This window comes from Nocardia sp. NPDC003963 (assembly GCF_053605105.1).
Map to the genome: position 1 here is coordinate 1 of NZ_JBSGIP010000073.1, position 19,556 is coordinate 19,556.

General features: G+C 68.9%; 17 protein-coding genes and 1 pseudogene. 7 read left to right on the forward strand and 11 right to left on the reverse strand.

What is annotated here, in order from left to right:
• Both ACWEWT_RS37000 and ACWEWT_RS37005 read right to left on the reverse strand, forming a co-directional pair.
• Positions 1-88, reverse strand: a pseudogene (locus tag ACWEWT_RS37000) (ATP phosphoribosyltransferase); the annotation flags it as partial.
• 98 nt (positions 89-186) lie between these two features.
• Positions 187-960, reverse strand: a complete 774-nt coding sequence (locus ACWEWT_RS37005) for an aminoglycoside adenylyltransferase domain-containing protein (protein WP_452565565.1) — start codon at positions 958-960, stop codon at positions 187-189.
• Between the two features lie 171 nt (positions 961-1,131).
• Between ACWEWT_RS37005 and ACWEWT_RS37010 the strand changes: the two genes are divergently transcribed.
• Positions 1,132-1,899, forward strand: coding sequence for an ankyrin repeat domain-containing protein (locus ACWEWT_RS37010; protein ID WP_452565566.1), 768 nt, complete (start codon positions 1,132-1,134; stop codon positions 1,897-1,899).
• A gap of 187 nt (positions 1,900-2,086) precedes the next feature.
• Here ACWEWT_RS37010 and ACWEWT_RS37015 read toward each other — a convergent pair whose 3' ends face one another.
• Positions 2,087-2,575, reverse strand: a complete 489-nt coding sequence (locus ACWEWT_RS37015; RefSeq protein ID WP_452565567.1) for an FBP domain-containing protein — start codon at positions 2,573-2,575, stop codon at positions 2,087-2,089.
• Positions 2,576-2,822: 247 nt separating this feature from the next.
• Here ACWEWT_RS37015 and ACWEWT_RS37020 point away from each other — a divergent pair, with 247 nt between their 5' ends.
• Both ACWEWT_RS37020 and zapE read left to right on the forward strand, forming a co-directional pair.
• Positions 2,823-4,289: a flavin-containing monooxygenase gene (locus tag ACWEWT_RS37020; protein WP_452565568.1), complete on the forward strand. Its 1,467-nt coding sequence runs from the start codon at positions 2,823-2,825 to the stop codon at positions 4,287-4,289.
• A 119-nt stretch (positions 4,290-4,408) separates the two neighbouring features.
• The gene (gene zapE, locus ACWEWT_RS37025) at positions 4,409-5,491 is read left to right on the forward strand and encodes a cell division protein ZapE (RefSeq protein ID WP_452565569.1); all 1,083 of its coding nucleotides are present in this window, start codon (positions 4,409-4,411) and stop codon (positions 5,489-5,491) included.
• Here the strand turns inward: zapE and ACWEWT_RS37030 are convergent.
• From ACWEWT_RS37030 to ACWEWT_RS37045, 4 genes are all read right to left on the reverse strand, one after another.
• Positions 5,485-5,946, reverse strand: coding sequence for a hypothetical protein (locus ACWEWT_RS37030; protein ID WP_452565570.1), 462 nt, complete (start codon positions 5,944-5,946; stop codon positions 5,485-5,487). The genes zapE and ACWEWT_RS37030 overlap by 7 nt on opposite strands.
• A gap of 119 nt (positions 5,947-6,065) precedes the next feature.
• Positions 6,066-6,491 carry a hypothetical protein gene (locus tag ACWEWT_RS37035; protein ID WP_452565571.1) on the reverse strand — a complete coding sequence of 142 codons (426 nt, stop codon included), beginning with the start codon at positions 6,489-6,491 and terminating at the stop codon, positions 6,066-6,068.
• Positions 6,488-7,585: a molybdopterin-dependent oxidoreductase gene (locus tag ACWEWT_RS37040; RefSeq protein ID WP_452565572.1), complete on the reverse strand. Its 1,098-nt coding sequence runs from the start codon at positions 7,583-7,585 to the stop codon at positions 6,488-6,490. Before ACWEWT_RS37040 ends, ACWEWT_RS37035 begins: the two co-directional genes overlap by 4 nt.
• A gap of 299 nt (positions 7,586-7,884) precedes the next feature.
• Positions 7,885-10,371, reverse strand: a complete 2,487-nt coding sequence (locus ACWEWT_RS37045) for an acyl-CoA dehydrogenase (protein WP_452565573.1) — start codon at positions 10,369-10,371, stop codon at positions 7,885-7,887.
• Between the two features lie 281 nt (positions 10,372-10,652).
• Between ACWEWT_RS37045 and ACWEWT_RS37050 the strand changes: the two genes are divergently transcribed.
• Positions 10,653-11,780 carry a nuclease-related domain-containing protein gene (locus ACWEWT_RS37050; protein WP_452565581.1) on the forward strand — a complete coding sequence of 376 codons (1,128 nt, stop codon included), beginning with the start codon at positions 10,653-10,655 and terminating at the stop codon, positions 11,778-11,780.
• Between the two features lie 31 nt (positions 11,781-11,811).
• Here the strand turns inward: ACWEWT_RS37050 and ACWEWT_RS37055 are convergent, their stop codons facing one another.
• On the reverse strand, positions 11,812-12,327 hold the full coding sequence (locus ACWEWT_RS37055) for an MmpS family transport accessory protein (RefSeq protein WP_452565574.1): 516 nt from the start codon (positions 12,325-12,327) through the stop codon (positions 11,812-11,814).
• 264 nt (positions 12,328-12,591) lie between these two features.
• Here ACWEWT_RS37055 and ACWEWT_RS37060 point away from each other — a divergent pair, with 264 nt between their 5' ends.
• Positions 12,592-14,760: an elongation factor G-like protein EF-G2 gene (locus tag ACWEWT_RS37060; RefSeq protein WP_452565575.1), complete on the forward strand. Its 2,169-nt coding sequence runs from the start codon at positions 12,592-12,594 to the stop codon at positions 14,758-14,760.
• 67 nt (positions 14,761-14,827) lie between these two features.
• Here ACWEWT_RS37060 and ACWEWT_RS37065 read toward each other — a convergent pair whose 3' ends face one another.
• From ACWEWT_RS37065 to ACWEWT_RS37075, 3 genes are all read right to left on the reverse strand, one after another.
• Positions 14,828-15,502, reverse strand: coding sequence for a lysophospholipid acyltransferase family protein (locus tag ACWEWT_RS37065; RefSeq protein ID WP_452565576.1), 675 nt, complete (start codon positions 15,500-15,502; stop codon positions 14,828-14,830).
• A gap of 141 nt (positions 15,503-15,643) precedes the next feature.
• Positions 15,644-16,936 (reverse strand): RNA polymerase sigma factor, encoded by a 1,293-nt coding sequence (locus ACWEWT_RS37070; protein ID WP_452565577.1) that lies wholly within the window; start codon positions 16,934-16,936, stop codon positions 15,644-15,646.
• Positions 16,937-16,948: 12 nt separating this feature from the next.
• Positions 16,949-17,368, reverse strand: coding sequence for a YciI family protein (locus ACWEWT_RS37075; protein WP_452565578.1), 420 nt, complete (start codon positions 17,366-17,368; stop codon positions 16,949-16,951).
• A gap of 265 nt (positions 17,369-17,633) precedes the next feature.
• Here ACWEWT_RS37075 and ACWEWT_RS37080 point away from each other — a divergent pair, with 265 nt between their 5' ends.
• Positions 17,634-18,095, forward strand: a complete 462-nt coding sequence (locus ACWEWT_RS37080; RefSeq protein WP_452565579.1) for a DUF7144 family membrane protein — start codon at positions 17,634-17,636, stop codon at positions 18,093-18,095.
• A gap of 118 nt (positions 18,096-18,213) precedes the next feature.
• Positions 18,214-19,455: a cation:proton antiporter gene (locus ACWEWT_RS37085; RefSeq protein ID WP_452565580.1), complete on the forward strand. Its 1,242-nt coding sequence runs from the start codon at positions 18,214-18,216 to the stop codon at positions 19,453-19,455.
• Positions 19,456-19,556: the final 101 nt, after the last annotated feature.

The following is a 19,556-nucleotide window of genomic DNA, read 5'->3' on the forward strand; positions in this document are numbered from 1 at the left end:
GATTGTGCTGGCGCAGGGTGCGGCCCGAACCGACCACATCGGCGATCGCGTCGGCGACCCCGAGCTGGATGGAGATCTCGACGGCGCCCACGTGGGGGACCGGAGTTCCGCAGCCGGACCGTGCGCGCCGTGGCGCCGCCGGAATCCGGCCCGGCCCGTCGACCGAGTGGGGCCGGCCGCCGCGGATCAGCGGGAGGTCTCCCGGACGGTCCGGCTCACCCAGGCCGAGAACTCGTCCACCTGAGCCGAGGGCAGGTCCACGCCCTCCGAACGCGGCCGGTCGAAACTGCGCAGCGCCGCGGTCACGATCGGCTCGAACCGTTCCTCGGTGGCCGCGACCACCCGACCCGCTTCCCGTTTCGCCACCCAGCGACCGGTCCGGCAGAACTGCACCGCACGGCAGCCGTTGAGCACTCTGTTGTCCGCGAGATGTCCGGTACCGGAGGCGTGCTCGTCGACCGAGGCCGCGAGCGCGGCGAGCAGATCGGCTCGCCGGGGCGCCGCGAGAACATCACGCACCGGGCGTCCGGCGAGCGGTAACCCGCTCTGACGGGCTACCGCGCGATCGATCACATACCAGAACGCCGGAGCCCCGGTGGGTTCGAAATCCGCGACCGCGGGCAGCTGCGAACCGGTGTTCAGGTTCAGCAGGAACCCCGGATCCGCGCTCCCCGACGCGGCGAATTCCGCGTCGTAGACCACGAGTTCCAGCCCGGCGGCGGGGCACGGCAGCACCGGATGGGAAAGCACCGCGGCCAGCTCACGTAATGCCTGCCCCGGTGCGTCCGGCGCGACAACGACCGTGACGTCGATATCACTACGCCCGTGCCGGTAGTCGCCGAGCGCCAGCGACCCCACGGCGAACACACTGCGCAGATCCTCGCTGTAGACGCCGCGGGTCCGCCGGACCAGCTCCGCCAGATAGCGCCGGACCACCTCCGGGATCACGGACGCGGGCATCTCCGGTTCACCGCCGGTCACCGCGGGAGGCACCGGGCACACCGGAACACGCGCCGGTCGCCGAGTCGATCGGTCATGCCGCACAGGCTAGTCCGTCGTCGCCGGGCCCGGTCGAAATCCCGGATCCGCCGAGCCGCGATATCCGATTGACGCCGAAGCTCTAATGGACAGGTGACAGATCTGGTGACGGCCGTTTCCGAATCCGGCCCGGCGCGAGTCCGTGAACTACTGGCCGCCGGAGCGGATCCCGACAAACGCGACAGCTACGGAACCACTCCGCTGTATCGGGCCGCGGTGCAGGGTTACGCGGAAACAGTGCGCCTGCTGCTCGCCCACGGTGCCGACCCGCACCTTCCCGGCGGGGCGGACGACGAAGGGCTGCCACTGTGCGCGGCGGCGTGCTGGAACCATACCGGTGTCGTCGAAGCGTTACTGGCCGCCGGAGCCGACCCCGATCTTCCCGAACCACCGCATCCGGAACAGACCGGCCCCGGTACGCCGCCGCTGCTGTGGGCGGTCCGCAACGGTCACCGGGAGACTGTCGAACTGCTGCTGGCGGCCGGAGCCGACCCGGATATTCCCGGGACCCCGCTGACGATCGCCGCCCGGCGCGGCGGCCTCGGAATCGTGCGGTCGCTGCTGAGCCACGGCGCCGACCCCGCCCGCCCGGACGATTCGGGTCGTACTGCCCGGACCATCGCGACCGAACTCGCCACCGCCGATCCGGTCGCCCTGCTCGTCGAGCAATGGGGTGAGCCCGGCCGTGAGTTCACTGTTCAGCGCCGTCCGGCCGGCGACGGCACCGAGGTGATCACCCTGCGCTACGGGACCGAAGGACGAGGCGGGGAGACATCGATGCAGAACGGGCACGCGGCCATCGCCGGCCTGCTCGGTGGTCTGCCGGATCAGCACGGCTCCGTCGAACCGGGACCGCAGTGACGGTCCCGGGCGCCTCCTCCCCGACCGGCACGGTCCGGCATCACCGGACCGCCTCGGCCGGGGAGGAGACGAAGAGTTCCGGAATCCGTGGTCGTAGTACGAAATCCGGAACACGTCCCGGGCGGGGTCTCGAGTATCGGCGCACAGCCACTACCTCTTTCTCATCGGTCGGAATTCACAGTGACGATCAGCCGCGCACCCTGGCCAGGAACGCGGTCACGTTCTCCTGGACCTGCAGAATGCGGGCCGCGGGATCGAAATCGTCGCGATAGGCGCGGCCCATCGCGGGTGACTTCTTCCGGCGGGCATACAGCGAGCAGGCCAGATCGTCACAGATATAGGTTCCGGTCGAATTGCCGCGCCGGCCGGCTTCACCCGCCTTACGCGCGGTCATCAACGCGACCCCGCCATTGCTGTGGGTGGTCGAGCAGAGCGTGCACATCTGCGAACGACGCGGTCCGGAGGTTTCGTAGCGCAACGCGATACCGGCCGGTCCCTGTTCTTCCGGCACCACGAGATAGGCGCGGCCGGGCGCTCCGGGATCGGACCAGCCCAGGAAGTCCAGGTCGTCCCACGGGCGATCGGCCAGGTCGGCCGGTAGGGAGAGCCGTTTGGCCTCGCCTTTCGAGCAGTTCACGAACGACGCTCTGATCTCGCGTTCGGTCAGCGGTTCCATGAGGTTGTGTCTCCTTCGATCATCGGGATGGACAAACCGCGACAATCTATCGGCCGGGCAGTTGCCGGGCAAGCAGTTTTCCGGTAGAAGCCGACCCGGACCCTACCGAGTTCCGACGTCACCGCCGCCCCTGCGCACCGCCGTGATCGGGTCGATGACCGGCCCGCAACGTTTGGCCGAAAGTGCCGATCCCGACCCCGGGCACCGTCTTAGAGTGAGGGAGACCACATCGGCGACAGGAGTGTGTATGAGTGCGCGACGCCCGGTCTCGATCCTGATCATCGGCGCCGGATTCGGCGGTATCGGCGTGGCGATCGAATTGCACCGGCACGGATTCGACCACCTCACGATCCTGGAGAAAGCCGCGGACCTCGGTGGCGTGTGGCGGGAGAACACCTATCCCGGCGCGGCCTGCGATGTGCCGTCGCCACTGTATTCCTACTCTTTCGAGCAGAAACCCGATTGGCCGCAGCGGTACTCCGGACAGGCGGCCATCCACGGCTACCTTCGCGCAGTGACCGAACGGCACGGCCTGCTCGACCGGATCGAGTTCGGCGTGGAGGTCACCTCGGCGGTGTTCGACGAACAGGCGGGCACCTGGACCGTGCATACCGCCGAGAGCGAACCGCGAACCGCGGATGTGGTGATCTCCGCGGTCGGGCAGCTGTCCCGGCCCCAACTGCCCGCCATCCCGGGTATCGGTAGTTTCACGGGCCCCGCGTTCCATTCCGCGCTGTGGGATCACGCGGTGGACCTCACCGGGAAACGGGTCGCGTGTATCGGCACCGGCGCGAGCGCCGTCCAGTACGTTCCGCAGATCCAGCCGGAGGTCGCGCGGCTGACGCTGTTCCAGCGGACCGCCGCCTGGGTGCTGCCCAAATTCGATACCGACTACTCCCCCGTACAGCACAAGCTGTTCGCCCGGATTCCCGGCATGCTGCTGGTGGAGCGATTCGGCTGGTGGCTCACCGCCGAGATCTCGTCGCTGGGGTTGGTGGAACTGCCGATCATCAGCCGACTCGTCTCCCGGATAGCGGCCCGCAATCTGCGGGAGAATGTCGACGACCCCGCGCTGCGGGCAAAGCTCACGCCGGACTATCCGATCGCCTGCAAACGCACCCTGTTCTCCAGTGACTACTATCCGGCCCTCACCCAGCCCAATGTCGAAGTGACCACAGCGGGTATCGCCGAGATCACGCCGGCGGGTGTCCGCACCGCCGACGGCGTCCTGCACGAAGCCGATGTGATCATCTACGGCACCGGTTTCAAGGGCACCGAGTTCCTCTGGCCGATGCGTATCACCGGCCGGGGTGGTCGCGAGCTCGCCGAGGTGTGGTCCGAGGGGGCGCACGCCTACTACGGGATGACCGTCCCGGATTTCCCGAATCTGTTCATGGTCTACGGACCCAATACGAACCTCGGGGTCGGCTCGATCATCTACATGATCGAATCGCAGTCCCGCTACATCCGGCAGGCGGTGCAATTGCTCGGTGACACACCGGGCCGGGTCCTCGAGGTGCGCGCCGATACCGAACGCGCCTTCAACGACGCCTTGCAGAAACGCCTCGAACGCACCCCGTGGAATTTCTGTTCCAGCTGGTACCGCAACGCGGCCGGCAAGATCACCAACAATTGGCCCGGAACGGTCACGCGATATCGCCGCCGCGTCCGCAGACTCGATCCGCGGGATTACACCCTGACACCTGCCGCGTAACCCGGGGGCCGCGGTCCGCGGGCCGCCATCGGGCGATCATCCTCACATGTGCTCCTGATCTCTGGGCCGGGCCGCCCCGGCCTGCCAAGCTGACCCGGCGAGACCAGGAGGTGGTGGCGGTGACCGGAACACAGCACGGTTGGACGCCCGAGGTATTCGAAAAGGCCGCCCGGAAAGCGGGATTCGATCTCGATCCGTCCCAGCGGGACGCCGCCGGCACGCTCTGGCGGCTGGGCCGCGAAATAGCACACCGCCGCACACCTTTCGTGCGGAACACCGTACGCGGCGTATACGTGTGGGGCCCGGTGGGCCGCGGTAAGAGCTGGCTGGTCGACACCTTCTACGATGCCGTCCCGGCACGCCGGAAGCGACGGGTGCACTTCCACGAATTCTTCCGGGAGTTCCACACCCGCTACGCCGCCCACCGCAGCGAGAAACGCGCCTGCGACCGCGCCGTCCGGGAACTGCTCGGCGACTATCGGCTGGTGTGCTTCGACGAGTTCCACGTACACGATCCCGGCGACGCCACGATCATGGCCAAGGTCATGGATTCGCTCTTCGCCCAGCGGATCACACTGGTCGCCACCTCGAACTATCCGCCCGCGGGCCTATTGCCCAACCCGCTGTTCCATCATCTGATCGAACCACTGGCCGCCACGCTGGAGAACGCGCTGGACGTCGTGGAGGTCGCCGGTCCCCGCGACTACCGGCGGACCCGCCGGCTCGCGACACCTGCCGCGGAGTTCGAACGCGGCGGTTTCCTGTGGCCCGGTACCGACGCCCAGCTGGTGCAAGCCGGTCTGCTGCCGCCGGCGCCGGCCGAACGCCGGCGCGTCCCCCTGGGTGATCGCGCGGTGACCGCCCGGGCGGTGCGCGGCGACGCGGTCTGGTTCGATTTCACCGATCTCTGCGATGCCCCGTACTCGACCATCGACTATCTGCGACTGGCCGACCGGTTCCGGGAGTGGACCCTGTCCGGTCTCCCCCCGCTGTCGGGTACCGACCGCGACGCCGCCCAGCGTTTCGCCAACCTCGTGGATGTCCTGTGCGACCGGGACCGGCGCCTGCACCTCGTCGCCACCGCCCCACTCGCCGAATGCCTGACCGGTGACCGCCTGCCGCCCGATATCGCCCGCACGGCCAGTCGCCTCGCGCTGCTACCGGGCGCCGGCTCCGCTCCGGTCCCCGCCGCCGATCAGTAGTCCGGAAACAACCAGAGTTCCTGTGCCGCGGTCGCCCGCACGAACGCGACCAGTGACCGCACCCTGGTCAGCGCATACCCGTCATCGCTGTCGTGCCCGAACAGCGGCACCGTCACCTCGCCGTTCGCCGCCCGCCCGAGCCAGTCGTCGAGCCGTTTCAACAGTCCCCGTACATCCTCGGGGTCGAACAGTTCGTACAGACTGAGGCGGAATTCATCGGAGATCCACTCGTCGTAGACCTGCCCCCGGAATCCCGTCGGATCACCGTCGGACGGCCAGAACACCCCGCCCGTCGCGAACTCGCGCGGCAGCTCCTGGAACGGCCCGAGTTCGGCCGGGTGCAGCCATCCGAACTCGCCGCGTTCGGCCGGCGGCAGCTCCTGCAATCGGTGGAAGGCTCCACTATCGGTCACCCGGCTCTGGTTGGGCCGGACGGCGTACACATCGAGTCCCATGGTGCGAGCCTAAGGCGCGCGACCCGGCCGCGCAGGCCACGTGTCCGGTGGTCCCGTTCCGGCGGGACCGGTGGACAAGGCTTGCGGCACGTCGCCGAGACCGCAGCACCGCCCGCGACTCAGGCCGACTCGCCGTGACGAGGTGATCGGCGCGCACGGCGGCGGACAGCCAGGTGTGCGCACAACAGCACCGCCCAAGTGACCAGGATCGCGGCGGCCAGGCCCGCCGGATAGTCGCGATCGAGCAAGCTCGAATTACCCGAGGCCGGGGACAGCAGCATCGGGAGCGCCACCAGCGCCGAGGTGACCGCGCAGACCGCACCGCAGGTGAGGACACCCCACCAGGTGGCGGGTACGAACCTGCGCGCCACATATCCGGCGGCGGCGCAGAGCGGGGCGAACACCGCGTCGTGCAGCAGGATCGCGACGAGGGCCACCAGCACGATCTCGCGGGCGGTGGCGGAGCCCAGGTCGACCAGCAGCGTGAGGCCGTACGCCGCGAGGGCGAGTCCGGCGACCAGGAGCAGCAGGCGGAGGGTGGTCAACGGATCACCTCGATGCGGGACAGCCATTTCGTCTGTAGGACGCCGGGCCGGTTGGGGGCGATGAGGCGGCACGGATACCCGTGATCGAGATCCAGGGTCCGGCCGTTCAGCGTGAGGGCGACCACAGTGCGGTCGTCGACGACATGCGGATGCGGTAACCGCGAAACCCGATACAAACCGGCAGGTTCCAATGATTCGAGCCGGACCTCGCCGGGTTCGGTCGCGCCGGCGGCCGCCAGCAGGTCGCGCAGCCGGACCCCGGTCCAGTCGGCGGTGGCGCTCCATCCCTCGACACAGGCGATCGGGAGCCGAGCGCTGGTCTGCGGCAGGGCGAGCAGCTCCGCGCGAGTGAATTCACGACGCAGATCGCCGGCGATCACAATCAGCCGGTAGCCGGGGTCACGGGCCGGCTTCTCGACACCGGCGCGAGCGACGGTGCGGTTCACCGGAAGACCCTGCGGCCCGTTTCCGCTGCGTGGCGCCAGCACCGCGAACGGCCGCAGGAACCCGGCCGACTGCCCGGCGACGGACAGGACGGCGGCGAAGGTCGCCGTACCGGCTCCGGCGAGCGCGGCACGCCGCGATATGCGGGCGGCGGCCGATGATGTGAGAGCTGTCGAATGCCCGCGCAGTGCCTCCCGGATCACCGGGAGTTTCACCGCCAGGTGCACGGCCAGCGCACCCAGTGCCAGGTAGGCGATCGCGTAGTGCGCCGCCGGGAAATAGAAATCCCACCAGTAGAATTGCGCGATATTCGACAGGCCGGTGGCGAGCTGGAACAGCACCGACCCGACGAGCACCGCGATCGAAAGCCGTTCCAGTGCCCGCGGCGGCCCGCCCAGGATCGGGCGCGCGAACAATCGTGGGTACACCGCCCACAGTTTCACCAGTACCAGCGGGATGGCGGCGATCCCGGAGAGCACGTGGGTGCCCTGCGTGACCCGGTACAGCCAGGCCGGGTTCGCCGGCCACCGGAACCACCCGGGCGGATGCTGGATCAGATGGCTCAGCAACCCGGTGAGGAAACACAGCGCTATTGCGACGCCGAGCCAGAGCCCTACCCGTGCGGCGACGTCGGGTCCACGCCCGCTCATCGCCGCGCCTGCTCGCCGAGCGCGCAAACAGGCACCGCGCCGAGCGCGCAAACAGGCACCGCGCCGAGCGCGTGGACAGACACCGCGCCGTTCCGGAATCGGAGCACGGCAGTGGGATCGACGGTTCGGCTCTGAGCAGGCACATTCCCACGCTAGGCGTGCGGAGGCCCGAAACCTGTGACAAAACGATGACGTCGCAACCTCACGTCGGGCAGCATCCGCGACCGGCGCTACCACCCCGGCACCTCGACACCGCGGTCCGAGTTCCCCACGACCCGCGCTGCACGCCGGACAGCCGGTCAGGAGCGCCCGCGTCGCCCGCCCCGCGGAACATCGCGGAACGGCACCCGGTGATCGGATCGCGCCTCCCGGGGCATACCCAGTACCCGCTCGCTGATCACATTGCGGGCCATTTCGGTGGTGCCGCCGCCGATACAGCTCACCTGCCGCATCAGGAACACATCGCCGGTATCACCGAGTTCCTCGGTCCAGATCGCGCCGTTCGCGGCGGCGATCTCGAATTCGATCGTGGCCCGGCGTGATTCGGCGATACCGCGGAACAGCCGACCGATGGCCGCCGATTGATCGGAGATACGGCCGGCGGCCATCCCGGCACCGAGCCGGCGCACGAGTTCATTGCCGACGATCTCGAGCATCCGCGCCTCCCCGACGAGATCCCGGACGCCCGGGTCGTCGACCGTCCCCGCCCGGCAGGCGATCTCGACCGGGGATCGGTCGGAGATCGCGGGTCGCTCGGGCACCGTCACATACGGCGATTCCGACAGCAGTCGTTCGTGGTACATCCAGCGGGTCCCGACCGTCCAGCCGCCGTCGACCTCGCCGATCCGATCGGTATCGGGCACCCGCACATCGGTGAGGAATTCCTGGCAGAAATCGCGGGCGCCGTTGAGCATCTCGATCTGGTGCACCTCGATACCCGGCTGGTGGATGGGCAGTACGAAAACCGTCAGTCCGCGATGTTTCGGGACATCCCAGTTGGTGCGGGCCAGGCACAGCGCCCAGTCGGAGTACCACGCGCCGGTGGTCCAGATCTTGGCGCCGTTGAGCACCCAGTCGTCACCGTCGCGGACGGCGGTCGTCACCGCGCCCGCGACATCGGACCCGCCGCTGGGTTCGGAGAGGAACTGCATCCAGATCTCCTCGCCCCGCAGCATCGCCGGGATATGGCGGCGCTTCTGCTCCTCGGTCCCGAAATCGAGCAGGACCGCCGCGCACGGTGACATGGTCGGCACCTGGCAGCGGGACGGATATTCATATCCGGCCAGTTCGTCGGTGAACGCCCGCTGATGTGCGGCGGTCAGGCCACGGCCGCCGTATTCGACCGGGACGGCGATACCAGCGAACCCGGCCTCGTAGAAGGCGCGCTGGAGTTGCCGGTCGTAGGCGAGGGCCGCGAGTTCCTCCGCCCGGGTGACCTTGCGCAGCCCGGAGACGGCTTCGGCCCGGTGGGGGCCGAGATTCTCCCGGATCCAGTCCCGGGCCCGCAGGCGGAAGGTCTCGACATCCTCGTCCGCGGGCGGTATGTGGTCACGCTGCGACACCGTCGCCGGGCCCGGCCCACTCGTGCCACTGCCCCCGGATCCGAGCGAGGGCGTTGCCCGGTCGCGCTGCGCGGCCGTCTCCGCATCCGCGTTACCGAGGAGCTCGTTGTCGACGAGGCGGTCGGCGATGCGCCTGCGGTGTTCGGCCGGGGTGCCGTACAGGGTGCTGTCGACCGTGGCCCGGCGCAGGAACAGATGCAGGTCGTGCTCGAAGGTCAGGCCGATCCCACCGTGCAATTGGACGCAGTCCTGGAGCAGTTCCGGACCGTACCGGCCGATGAACGCCTGGGCGGCGGCCACCAGCATGCCGGACTCCGGGCTGTCCTCGTCGATCGCGGCCGCGGCACTGTCGGCGATCGCGTGCGCGGCTTCGAGCCACGATTTCAGATCCGCGACACGATGTTTGAGTGCCTGATAGGACGCCAGCGGCCGCCCGAAGGAATAGCGGTCCGCCATCCAGTCCAGCGTCATCTCGAAACCGGTCTGCATCGCACCGACCGTTTCGGCACACTGCAGGGCCAGCGCGATGCCCAGTTGCCGATCGATCTGCCGGTCCGCGGTCCCGATCTCCCCGACCAGCGCGGTCCGGGGCACCCGGACACCGTCGAAGGTGACCCGCGAGAACCGGCGGGTCAGATCGGCCGAACGCAGTGCGGTGATCGAGACACCCGGGGTATCCGCCGGGACGAGTACCTGCACGAGGTGATCGGCACACCGTCCGGTGACCAGGAGGTACCGCGCGGCGGCGGCCGATTCCACCGGCTGCTTCACGCCGGTGAGGACCAGATCGGCTCCGTCGGCACGGATATCGAGTGCCGTCCGGCCCGGATCGTGCCGCGAACCGGGTTCGGTGTGGCACCAGGTCGCGATGGCGGCACCGGAGACCAGTTCGGCGCGGACCCACGGGTGGCTGCCGGTGTCGGACAACGCGGCGGCCACGATATTCGCCGGAACCAGCGGCCCGGGCGCGGCGTGCCGCCCGAATTCGTAGGCTACGAGCGTGAGGTCGGCGAGGGGGCGGCCGCTGATCGTGCCACCGCCGTCTTCCTCCCCCACCAGCAACGATGTCCAGCCGAGTTCGGCGCCACGACGCCAGTATTCGGCATCGAAACCCCGGTCGTCGTCACGGAGCCGCCGGAGTTGCTCCGCCGGCGCCCGGGCAGTCAGGAACTTCGCTGTAGTGGAACGGAAGAACTCCTGCTCAGGGGTTGTATCGAACAGCATCTGGTCCTCCGTGCGGCCTCGTTCGGCTGCGGTGCAGCGGTGCGAACGCGACCGGGCCGCGCGGCCGACGAATCGGCACCGCCGCCGTCGGCGCTCCATAAAGTCGAATACCGTACGGTATGCCGCTCCCGCAATAGCCCCGCCCGATGATGCTGGTAGGAGGCGTGAGAGCGCGCTGTCCACGGGGGTGAACGCTTTCTGAGGCAAAGGGTTTCGCGCCATGCCGTCCGGCTACCGATATCGTGTCCACATCACCGGCGACAGGGAGGGGTGTGATCGGGATGCTCGTCATCGCCGACAAGCTCAGATCGGGCGCGGAGAAACGGGTCGTCGGCTGGCTCCGGAAATGGGAGGGGGACTACCGGGTACCAGGAGTCGCGATCACCAACTGTTTCATCTCCGGACAGGAGGTGGATCTGGTGATCATCACGCCGTATACGACCGTGGTCGGCGAGGTCAAGGGTGTCGACCCGGAGGTCACCGGCAGTGTCCTGCAGTGCACCACCAACAGCCGGTGGAAGGTCCCCGGGTCCGCCGGCGACCCGGTCAGTGTGCGGGAGAACGACACCACTCCCTACGACCAGGTCCGCGACGGGGTGTTCAAACTGAAGGCCGCCGCCGGACAGGTGGGCGGCAGCGCGTTCGTCACCGGTCTCGTGGTCGTGGTCCCGCCCCGCGGATCGACGATGCGTCTCGAGAAGAAATCGGCACCGCCACCGGGTTGTGATGTCCTGCTGTGCAATACCCAGAACCCGCTGCGCGCCTGGTTCCACCGGGCCCATCACCGCAGTGCCGTGGTCTGGACCGCGGAGCAGGCCTACGCGGTGATCGAAGCACTCGAATACGGTGACCGGACCACGATCGCCGAACTGGCCGACGAGGGTTTCCCGCTCGATTCGAGCCTGCCCGCGGTCGAACCACTCCCGGTCCCGGCCGCGCTGCCCGCGCCTGCTCCGGCGGTGGAATCCAGCGCACTGCCCCCACCGGCCACCGCACCCCGCGTACCCGCCCCGCCGCCTCCGCCGGGTGACCGTCCCGGCCCGGTGACGTACAAGCCGCCGGAGCCGCCGCCGCGTCCCGTATCCACCACACCTCCGGCACCATCGCCGGATCCGGCCCCGCTACCGCCCGCACCGCCGGTAGCGGATACGGACCCCGTGCCCGGGTCCGATCGGCGCCGCGCCCACCTGCAGACCGCGGCGGCGTTCGCCGCGATCGCCCTCGTCGGTGGTGGATTGTGGTTCCTGGCCCGCGGCGGAAACGGGGATCCCGAGCCCCGCGAAACGGTCCGTCAACAGCAGATCAGCTCGATCACGCAGGCACCACCACCGCCCGCGGCCGGGCTACCGGTCCCGCCGCCCGCGCCCCCGGTCACCACGGTGTGTTATCCCTTCCAGCCGAATTGCTGACCGCCGATCCGGCCCCGGCCCGGATGGCCGCTCACCCCACTCCGGTATCTCCCGAACACCCCGCCGACGCGTACGAACCACTGGAGGTCTGTTCGGAGACCACCCGGTCGCCGACCAGGATCCGGCAGGTGACCGCACCGCCGCGCACATCGTTGATCGCGATCAGGGAAACCATGGTGCCGAATCCGTCGAGGATCACCTCCCGGCGCCAGGGCGGCGTGACCGATGTTTCCCTGGCCATGCCGAAATCGCTACCGAGATAGGTGACCGAAACATCGTCACCGGTGCCCTCGACGTGATAGCTCACGATCACCGCGTCATCGGATCTGTCGCTGCTCTCGTCCGAGCCGCCGGCGACGACTGCGAGACATCCGCCGACGAGGCAGAGGACCAGTAGCACGACCCCACCGATGCCCCACTGCCGTCCCGCCGGCCGCCACGCGAAGCGATGGCGCACCGACGACGGCCCGGTGAACCGGTCCGGCCCGGTCTCGTGTTCGCCGGGTCGACCGGGGCGGTGCCGCTGCTCGCCGACAGGATCGGCCAATGTGAACTCCTCTGGTCCGGGGGCACGTCCGGCGCGCCACTAGGAGGTGGATCACAATTGACAAGATCTATGTTACATAGCTATATCACCTGTTCAAAGGCATTTATTCGACCTGATAGTTTACGGTCGATACCACTGCGCCCGGCTGCCGGTTCGCCTGTTCCGGCGAAGGTGGGCGGAAGACGGCACAACACCGTGGACCGCGGGCCGCGCCGGTGGGAAGCTCGTAGATGACCGCGTGCCGATTGCCGAGGACGGTGAGTCATGGTTGTCAGAGCGAACGGGGTGACGAGGCCGGAGAACATCCGCAACGTAGTACTCGTCGGGAGCAGCGGGTCGGGTAAGACCACCCTGGTGGAGGCGCTGGCCCTCGCGGCGGGCGCGGTGAACCGGGCCGGCCGGGTCGAGGACGGCACCTCGCTGTCGGACTACGACGAGATCGAACAGCACCGGCATCGATCGGTGCAGTTGTCGGTGGTTCCGGTGCAGTGGGGCGGAGTGAAGGTCAATCTGATCGACACCCCGGGGTACGCCGATTTCGTCGGCGAACTGCGAGCCGGGCTGCGGGCCGCGGACGCGGCCCTTTTCGTGGTCTCGGCGGCCGACGGCGTGGAAGGGGTCGGTGGCGCGACCCGGGCGCTGTGGGAGGAATGTGCGGGCGTGGGGATGCCGCGGGCGATCGTGCTCACCCATCTGGACACCGCGCGCGCGGACTTCGAAGAAATGCGGCAGACCTGTCAGGCGCTGCTCGGCGGCGGATCGTCGGAGAATGTGCTGGCGCTGCATCTGCCGGTGTACGGGCCCGCGAGCGCCGACGGACATCGGCCGGCCACCGGCCTGATGGAACTACTCGAACAGCGGGTCGCCGACTATTCCGGTGGCGAGCGCGCCTGGACCGAACCGGCGGACGGTGACCGGGCACTCGCCGAACGCGCGCGGGAACGGCTCATCGAGGGAATCATCGCCGAGAGCGAGGACGAAACTCTCCTGGATCGCTATCTGGGCGGCGAACCGATCGAACTCGCGACCCTGGTAGCGGATCTGGAGCGAGCGGTGGCGCGCGGCCGGTTCCATCCGGTGCTGTTCGCGGCGCCCGCCGCCGGTGACGGCCGGCAGGGGCTCGGCACGATCGAGCTGCTGGACCTGGTCACCACCGGATTTCCGACTCCGGTCGAACACGAGGTCTCGGCGCGCCGGCTGACCGACGGCGCCGCACCGGTCCCGCTGCACTGCGATCCGGCGGCCGATCTGGCCGCCGAGGTCGTCCGTACCGCGTCGGATCCGTATGTGGGCCGGGTATCGCTGGTCCGGGTGTTCGCCGGCACCTTGCACGCCGACGACACCGTGCACGTTCGCGGGTACGGCCCGGAGGCCGATCACGACGACGAGGAACGTATCGGCGGAGTCACCGCCCCCTTCGGCAGGGAGCAACGCCCGATGTCCGAGGCGGTGGCCGGCGATATCGCGTATGTGACCAAACTCGGCCACGCCCGCACCGGCGATACCCTCTCCGGTACCGGTTCCCCCCTGCTCATCGAACCCTGGCCGATGCCGGAACCGCTGCTGCCCACCGCGATCCGCGCCCACGGCAAGAGCGACGAGGACAGACTCCCGCAGGGGCTGGCACGGCTGGTCGCCGAGGATCCCGCACTGCGGGTGGAGAACAACGAACGGACCCATCAGCTGGTGCTGTGGTCGCTGGGGGAAGCACAGCGTGATGTCGCGCTGGAACGGTTGCGCAGCCGGTTCGGTGTCGAGGTCGATGTGGAGGAGACCCGGGTCCCGCTGCGCGAGACCTTCGCGGAGAAGGCCGGTGGGCACGGACGGCATGTGAAACAGTCCGGTGGGCACGGTCAGTACGCGGTCTGTGAGATCGAGGTGGAACCGCTCGCGGAGGGTTCGGGAATCGAATTCGTGGACAAGGTGATCGGCGGGGCGGTACCCCGGCAGTTCATCACCTCGGTGGAGAAAGGGGTGCGGGCCCAGGCCGAACGCGGGGTGACCGGTGACAACCCACTCGTCGATGTACGCGTGACCCTGCTCGACGGCAAGGCGCATTCGGTCGACTCCTCCGATGCCGCGTTCCAGACCGCCGGGGCGCTGGCACTGCGGGACGCGGCCGCGAGCGGCCGGATGGCACTGCTCGAACCCATCGCGCTGGTGGAGGTCCGGGTTCCCGACGACCACCTGGGTGCGGCGCTCACCGATCTCTCGGTGCGCCGGGCCCGGATCCTGGGTACCGAACCGGCCGATTCCGGCCGCACGCTGATCCGGGCCCAGGTCCCGGAATCCGAACTCGTGCGCTACGCCACGGAGCTACGGTCGCTCACGCACGGTGTCGCCCGGTTCACGCGCGAGTATCTGCGCCACGATCCGATGCCGGCCCAGTTGGCGGAGAAGGTCCGCGAACGACCGGCCGGGGCGAATCCCTGATCCGGCCACCGGCGATTCGTACCCGCCGCGGTCCGGTGGCCGCCGCGTCCACCGGGTGGCCGGCCGGTCACCGGGGTTCCGGGGCATCGCGCAGTTCCTCGATCCGCTGCCGCAGCCGGTCGAGGAACTGCTGTGGATCGTCGAATTCCGCCGGGTCCAGCGGTTTTCCGAAACGCACCGTCACCCGGTGGCGCCGATCGAAGGCCGGGCGGGCGCCCCGCGACCGCCGCATCGGCATGACCTCGTCGGTTCCGGTGGTTCCCACCGGAACCACCGGAACCCCGGTCGCGAAAGCCAGTTTCGCCACCCCGGGCTTGTACGGTTCGAACTTCCCCGGCGCCACCAGCCGCCCCTCCGGGTAGATGATGAGTACTCCGCCGTGCCGCAGGATCTGTTCGCCCGCGGCCAGCGCGGATTGCCCGGACGTGCTGTCACGGCGTACCACCGGGATCTGACCCAGCCGCCGTACCAGCCATCCCACCACCGGCCACGACCACAGTTCGGCCATGGCGATGGCCACTGCCCGGCGCCGCAACGCGCCCCACAGGAACACCGCGTCCAGCATGGAGATGTGGTTGCCCGCCACGATCACCGGACCGGTCCGCGGGACCAGTTCTCGTCCGGCCACGGTGACCCGGACGAATTTCGACCAGGCCAGTGTCCGCAGTACCCGCCGCACCAGTTCGGTGGTCAACCCGGCGCGTTTCCCGAGACCCTTGGGCCGCGTGACCTTCTCGTTCATCTCCACCCCGTCACTCGCTGCCGGTGTGCCTCCGCACCGGTCGTCTCCATCATCGTCACGGGACACCGGCGCGGGAACCGGGAAACTACTCATCCGACGGTCACGGCGCGGATACGATTATCGGCTCACCCACGGCCGTGGTCACTCCACCGCAGGGGGGCCGAGCATTTCGATCTTGCGCTCGAGTACCGACCGTTCGCGTTCGTTGCCGCAGCGGGCCACCGCGCGTACCAGTTCGGCCCGCGCCTCGGCGGTACGGCCCAGCCTGCTGAGCAGTTCACCGCGCACACTGGGCAGCAGATGCGAATTCGCGAGCTCCCCCGCCTTCTCCAGATCGTCGACGATCGGCAGGGCCGCCGCCGGACCCCGCGCCATCGCGACCGCCACCGCGCGATTCACCTCGACGACCGGTGACGGCGCGAGCCGGCCCAGTGCCTCGTAGAGCAGAACGATCCGGTCCCAATCGGTCGCGGCCACCGACGGCGCGACCGCGTGACATTCGGCGATCGCGGCCTGCAAACCGTAGATGCCCAGCCCGCGGCCGATCCGTCCGGCGGCGGCCAGGGCCGCTCGACCCCGGCCGATCGCCGAACGGTCCCAGCGGCGCCGGTCCTGGTCCTCCAGCAGGACCGGTTCGCCGTCGGGGCCGGTGCGGGCCGGAAACCGGGCCGCGGTGAGTTCCAACAACGCCAGCAGACTGTGTACCTCGGGTTCGTCCGGGACCAGCCGGGTCAGCACCCGGGCCAGGCGCTGGGCTTCGGCGGCCAGATCGAACCGGATGAGATCGGTCCCGGAGCTGGCCGACGATCCCTCGGTGAAGATCACGTAGATCACGCGCAGGACCGAGACGAGCCGGTCCGCGCGTTCGGCCACCGGTGGGATCTCGAACGGCACCCGCGCCGCGGCCAGGGTTTTCTTCGCCCGGGTGATCCGCGCCTGGACGGTGGCCGTCGGTATCAGGAAGGCCCGGGCGATCTCGTCACTGGTGAGACCGCCGATCACCCGCAGCGTCAGGGCCACCCGTGCCTCCGGTGACAGGACCGGATGGCAGGAGATGAACATCAGGGCCAGGACGTCGTCGTCGATCCGGTCCGGATCCCACAGCACCTGGTCGGCGGCCCGCGCCGGGTCACTGCCCGCGGCCACGCCGCCCTCGCCCAGTTCCCGGGCGAGAGCGGCGTAACGATCGTCGAGAGCGGCACGGCGCCGGAATCCGTCGACAGCGCGACGGCGCCCGACGGTGAGCAACCAGCCCGCGGGGTTGCGGGGCACTCCGTCGCGCGGCCAGGTCACCAGGGCTTCGGCCAGGGCCTCCTGGGCGAGATCCTCGGCGAGGCCGAACTCACCGGTGTAGCGGGCGAGCGCACCGACGATCCGCGCCGATTCGATCCGCCACACCGCGGCCACCGCCTCACGACCAGTGTGCTCGTCCACTGTCGGACCGCCTCAGAGCTGCCCGGTGGCTTCACGCCAGGCGCGTTCTTTCTGGATCCAGATATTGTCCTGCGGGAATTCGTCGATGGTGCTGACCCGCCGGATCTCGGTTTTGAAGCCGGCGCCGCCCATCGGCATCCGCTTCGCCCATTCGACCGCCTCTTCCTTCGAGGCGACATTCAGGATGTAGTAGCCGTTGAACAGCTCCTTGGTCTCCCCGTACGGACCATCGGTGACCACCGGGTCCGCCGACGAATAGTCGACGACGACGCCCTCCGCGGCATCGTCGAGACCCTCCGCCGCGAGCAGCACACCGGCCCGGATCAATTCGTCGTTGAACTTGCCCACCGTCTCGAGCATCTCGGTGAAGTCGATATCGCCCATCGCGGCGAAGGCTTCGTCGGTGGCGCGCATGATCAGCATGTACTTCATGAAGCGGTCTCCTTGTTCTCGAGGTCCCGTCCGGACCTTTCACCCATAGGTCGAACGGGGTGGCCGGTGAATCGACAACCCGCCGGGAATTCTTTCCGAAAAGGTCGCGACTGGGTCCCGTTTTCTCGACGAAACAGCCGGAACGTGCTGGCCAGTGGCATAATTTTCGATCAGGACAAAGGAATCGAAGTGTGGCGTATGAGGGCGTCGCCGGCGATCAGTTCTCGAGGTCCGGTGTGGCCCCTCCCATCCGAAGGGAGTAGTTATGACCACCGAACCCGCAGCACCGGCCGCCGGGAGACCCGGGGCCACCGGGGCACACGCGGCCGGTACCGGCGAACGACCGGTGAAACAGGCCGTCGCCGGCGGTACCTCCATAGCGGCGGCGGCGCTGCTGCTGGTCGCCGGATTCATCACCCTGTTCCAGGGGATCTCCGCGGCCGCGAAGGACGATGTCTTCGTAGCCGGTCCCAACTATGTCTACGAACTGGACCTCACCAGCTGGGGCTGGATTCATATCGTATTCGGCATCCTGCTGATCCTGGTCGGCCTCGCGCTCTTCACCGGAGCGCTGTGGGCGCGGGTCACCGCGATCGGGCTGGTCGCCCTGTCGATCGTGGCGAACTTCCTGTGGATCCCCTGGTATCCGCTGTGGTCGATCCTGATCATCGCGCTCGATGTGGTGATCATCTGGGCCATCGCCACCTGGGATACCGAGCGCGTCTGACCCCGTACCCGGCCTGAATCCGGCGGGACGGCAGCGCACCGGACCGCCCCCCGAATCGCACCGCACGGCGACCGTGTCGGCGACCGGTTCGCGGGCCGGCCGGTGCGACCATGATCGGATGACGATTGCCGCGGCGCCCGTGGACCACGAGCCGTCGGCGATCGTTTCGCTGTGCTGGATCGCGACCGCCGCGGTGGCCGCGCCGCTGGTGTCGCGGCTGCTGCGCGGGCTGATCCCCGATGTGGTCGTGCTGCTGGCGCTCGGCATCGTGCTGGGCCCCTTCGCCACCGGGCTGACCGGCACCGCGGGCGGGGTGCAGTTGCTCAGCGAGCTCGGTCTCGGCATGTTGTTCCTGCTCGCCGGCTACGAACTGGACACCCGATTGCTGCGCGGCCGACCGGGCCGTACCGCCTGGCTGACCTGGCTCGCCGGTCTGGTGCTCGCACTGTTCCTGGTGTGGCTGGCGGCGCCGGGGGCCGGATTCAGCACCGCGGTCGCGGTCGCCATCGCGCTCACCTCCACCGCGCTGGGCACGTTGTTGCCGATCGTCAAACAGGACGGCGTCCTCGAACAACCGCTGGGCCGCGCGATACTCGCGCACGGCGCGGTCGGCGAACTGGGTCCGGTGCTGGCGATGTCGATATTGCTCACCGGGCAGAATCTGCTCGCCTCCCTGCTGGTGCTGTTGTTGTTCGCGGCCGCGGCCGGAGTGGTGTCCTGGGTGCCGCAACGCATTCTGGACCGGCATCCCGGTACCGAACGCGTCCTCGCCGCACTGACCACCGGGACCAATCAGCTGCCGGTCCGGCTGGTGTTCCTGCTGCTGCTCATCCTGATGACCGTGGCCGAAGTCTTCGACCTCGATGTCGTACTGGGCGCTTTCGCGGCCGGGCTGATCCTGCGCCGGCTGGTCGCCGAAACGCATCCCGAGATCGAGAACTCGCTGGAAACCATCGGCTACGGGGTATTGATCCCGATCTTCTTCGTCGTATCGGGGATGGGCATCGACCCGGCGGCCGTACTCGACAACCCGGTGCGCTGGGTGGTGTTCGTCCTGGCGATCGCCCTCGCGCGGGGATCGACCGTCTGGCTGAGCGAGCGTTTCGTCCCACACGGGGCCAATCTGGAGCGACCACGCGAGCGGGTACAGCTCGCGTTGTACGCGGCCACCGGTCTACCGATCATCGTCGCGGTCACCGAGGTGGCGACCCGGTCCGGACTCATCGGCGCGGATCTGGCCTCTACCCTGGTCGCGGCCGGTGCCACCACGGTTCTGGTGTTCCCGCTGATCGCGAAATGGGTACGCGGCCCGGTACCGGCCGATGCTCCGGCGACCGGGCGACCGTCGCCCAGAACCTGACCCCGGGCCGGCGCGGAACCGGCCGCTGTCCCGCCGTCGAGCACGGTGTCGACGATCCGGTAGAACTGGCGGCGGCCGATATCCGGGCGCAGCCAGCGCGG

Bases quoted from the DNA above. Each gene is read 5' to 3' on its own strand.
- ACWEWT_RS37005 (WP_452565565.1), bottom strand. From the start codon at position 960: ATGCCCGCGTCCGTGATCCCGGAGGTGGTCCGGCGCTATCTGGCGGAG.
- ACWEWT_RS37015 (WP_452565567.1), bottom strand. From the start codon at position 2,575: ATGGAACCGCTGACCGAACGCGAGATCAGAGCGTCGTTCGTGAACTGC.
- ACWEWT_RS37020 (WP_452565568.1), top strand. From the start codon at position 2,823: ATGAGTGCGCGACGCCCGGTCTCGATCCTGATCATCGGCGCCGGATTC.
- ACWEWT_RS37030 (WP_452565570.1), bottom strand. From the start codon at position 5,946: ATGGGACTCGATGTGTACGCCGTCCGGCCCAACCAGAGCCGGGTGACC.
- ACWEWT_RS37040 (WP_452565572.1), bottom strand. From the start codon at position 7,585: ATGAGCGGGCGTGGACCCGACGTCGCCGCACGGGTAGGGCTCTGGCTC.
- ACWEWT_RS37045 (WP_452565573.1), bottom strand. From the start codon at position 10,371: ATGCTGTTCGATACAACCCCTGAGCAGGAGTTCTTCCGTTCCACTACA.
- ACWEWT_RS37050 (WP_452565581.1), top strand. From the start codon at position 10,653: ATGCTCGTCATCGCCGACAAGCTCAGATCGGGCGCGGAGAAACGGGTC.
- ACWEWT_RS37060 (WP_452565575.1), top strand. From the start codon at position 12,592: ATGGTTGTCAGAGCGAACGGGGTGACGAGGCCGGAGAACATCCGCAAC.
- ACWEWT_RS37065 (WP_452565576.1), bottom strand. From the start codon at position 15,502: ATGAACGAGAAGGTCACGCGGCCCAAGGGTCTCGGGAAACGCGCCGGG.
- ACWEWT_RS37075 (WP_452565578.1), bottom strand. From the start codon at position 17,368: ATGAAGTACATGCTGATCATGCGCGCCACCGACGAAGCCTTCGCCGCG.
- ACWEWT_RS37080 (WP_452565579.1), top strand. From the start codon at position 17,634: ATGACCACCGAACCCGCAGCACCGGCCGCCGGGAGACCCGGGGCCACC.
- ACWEWT_RS37085 (WP_452565580.1), top strand. From the start codon at position 18,214: ATGACGATTGCCGCGGCGCCCGTGGACCACGAGCCGTCGGCGATCGTT.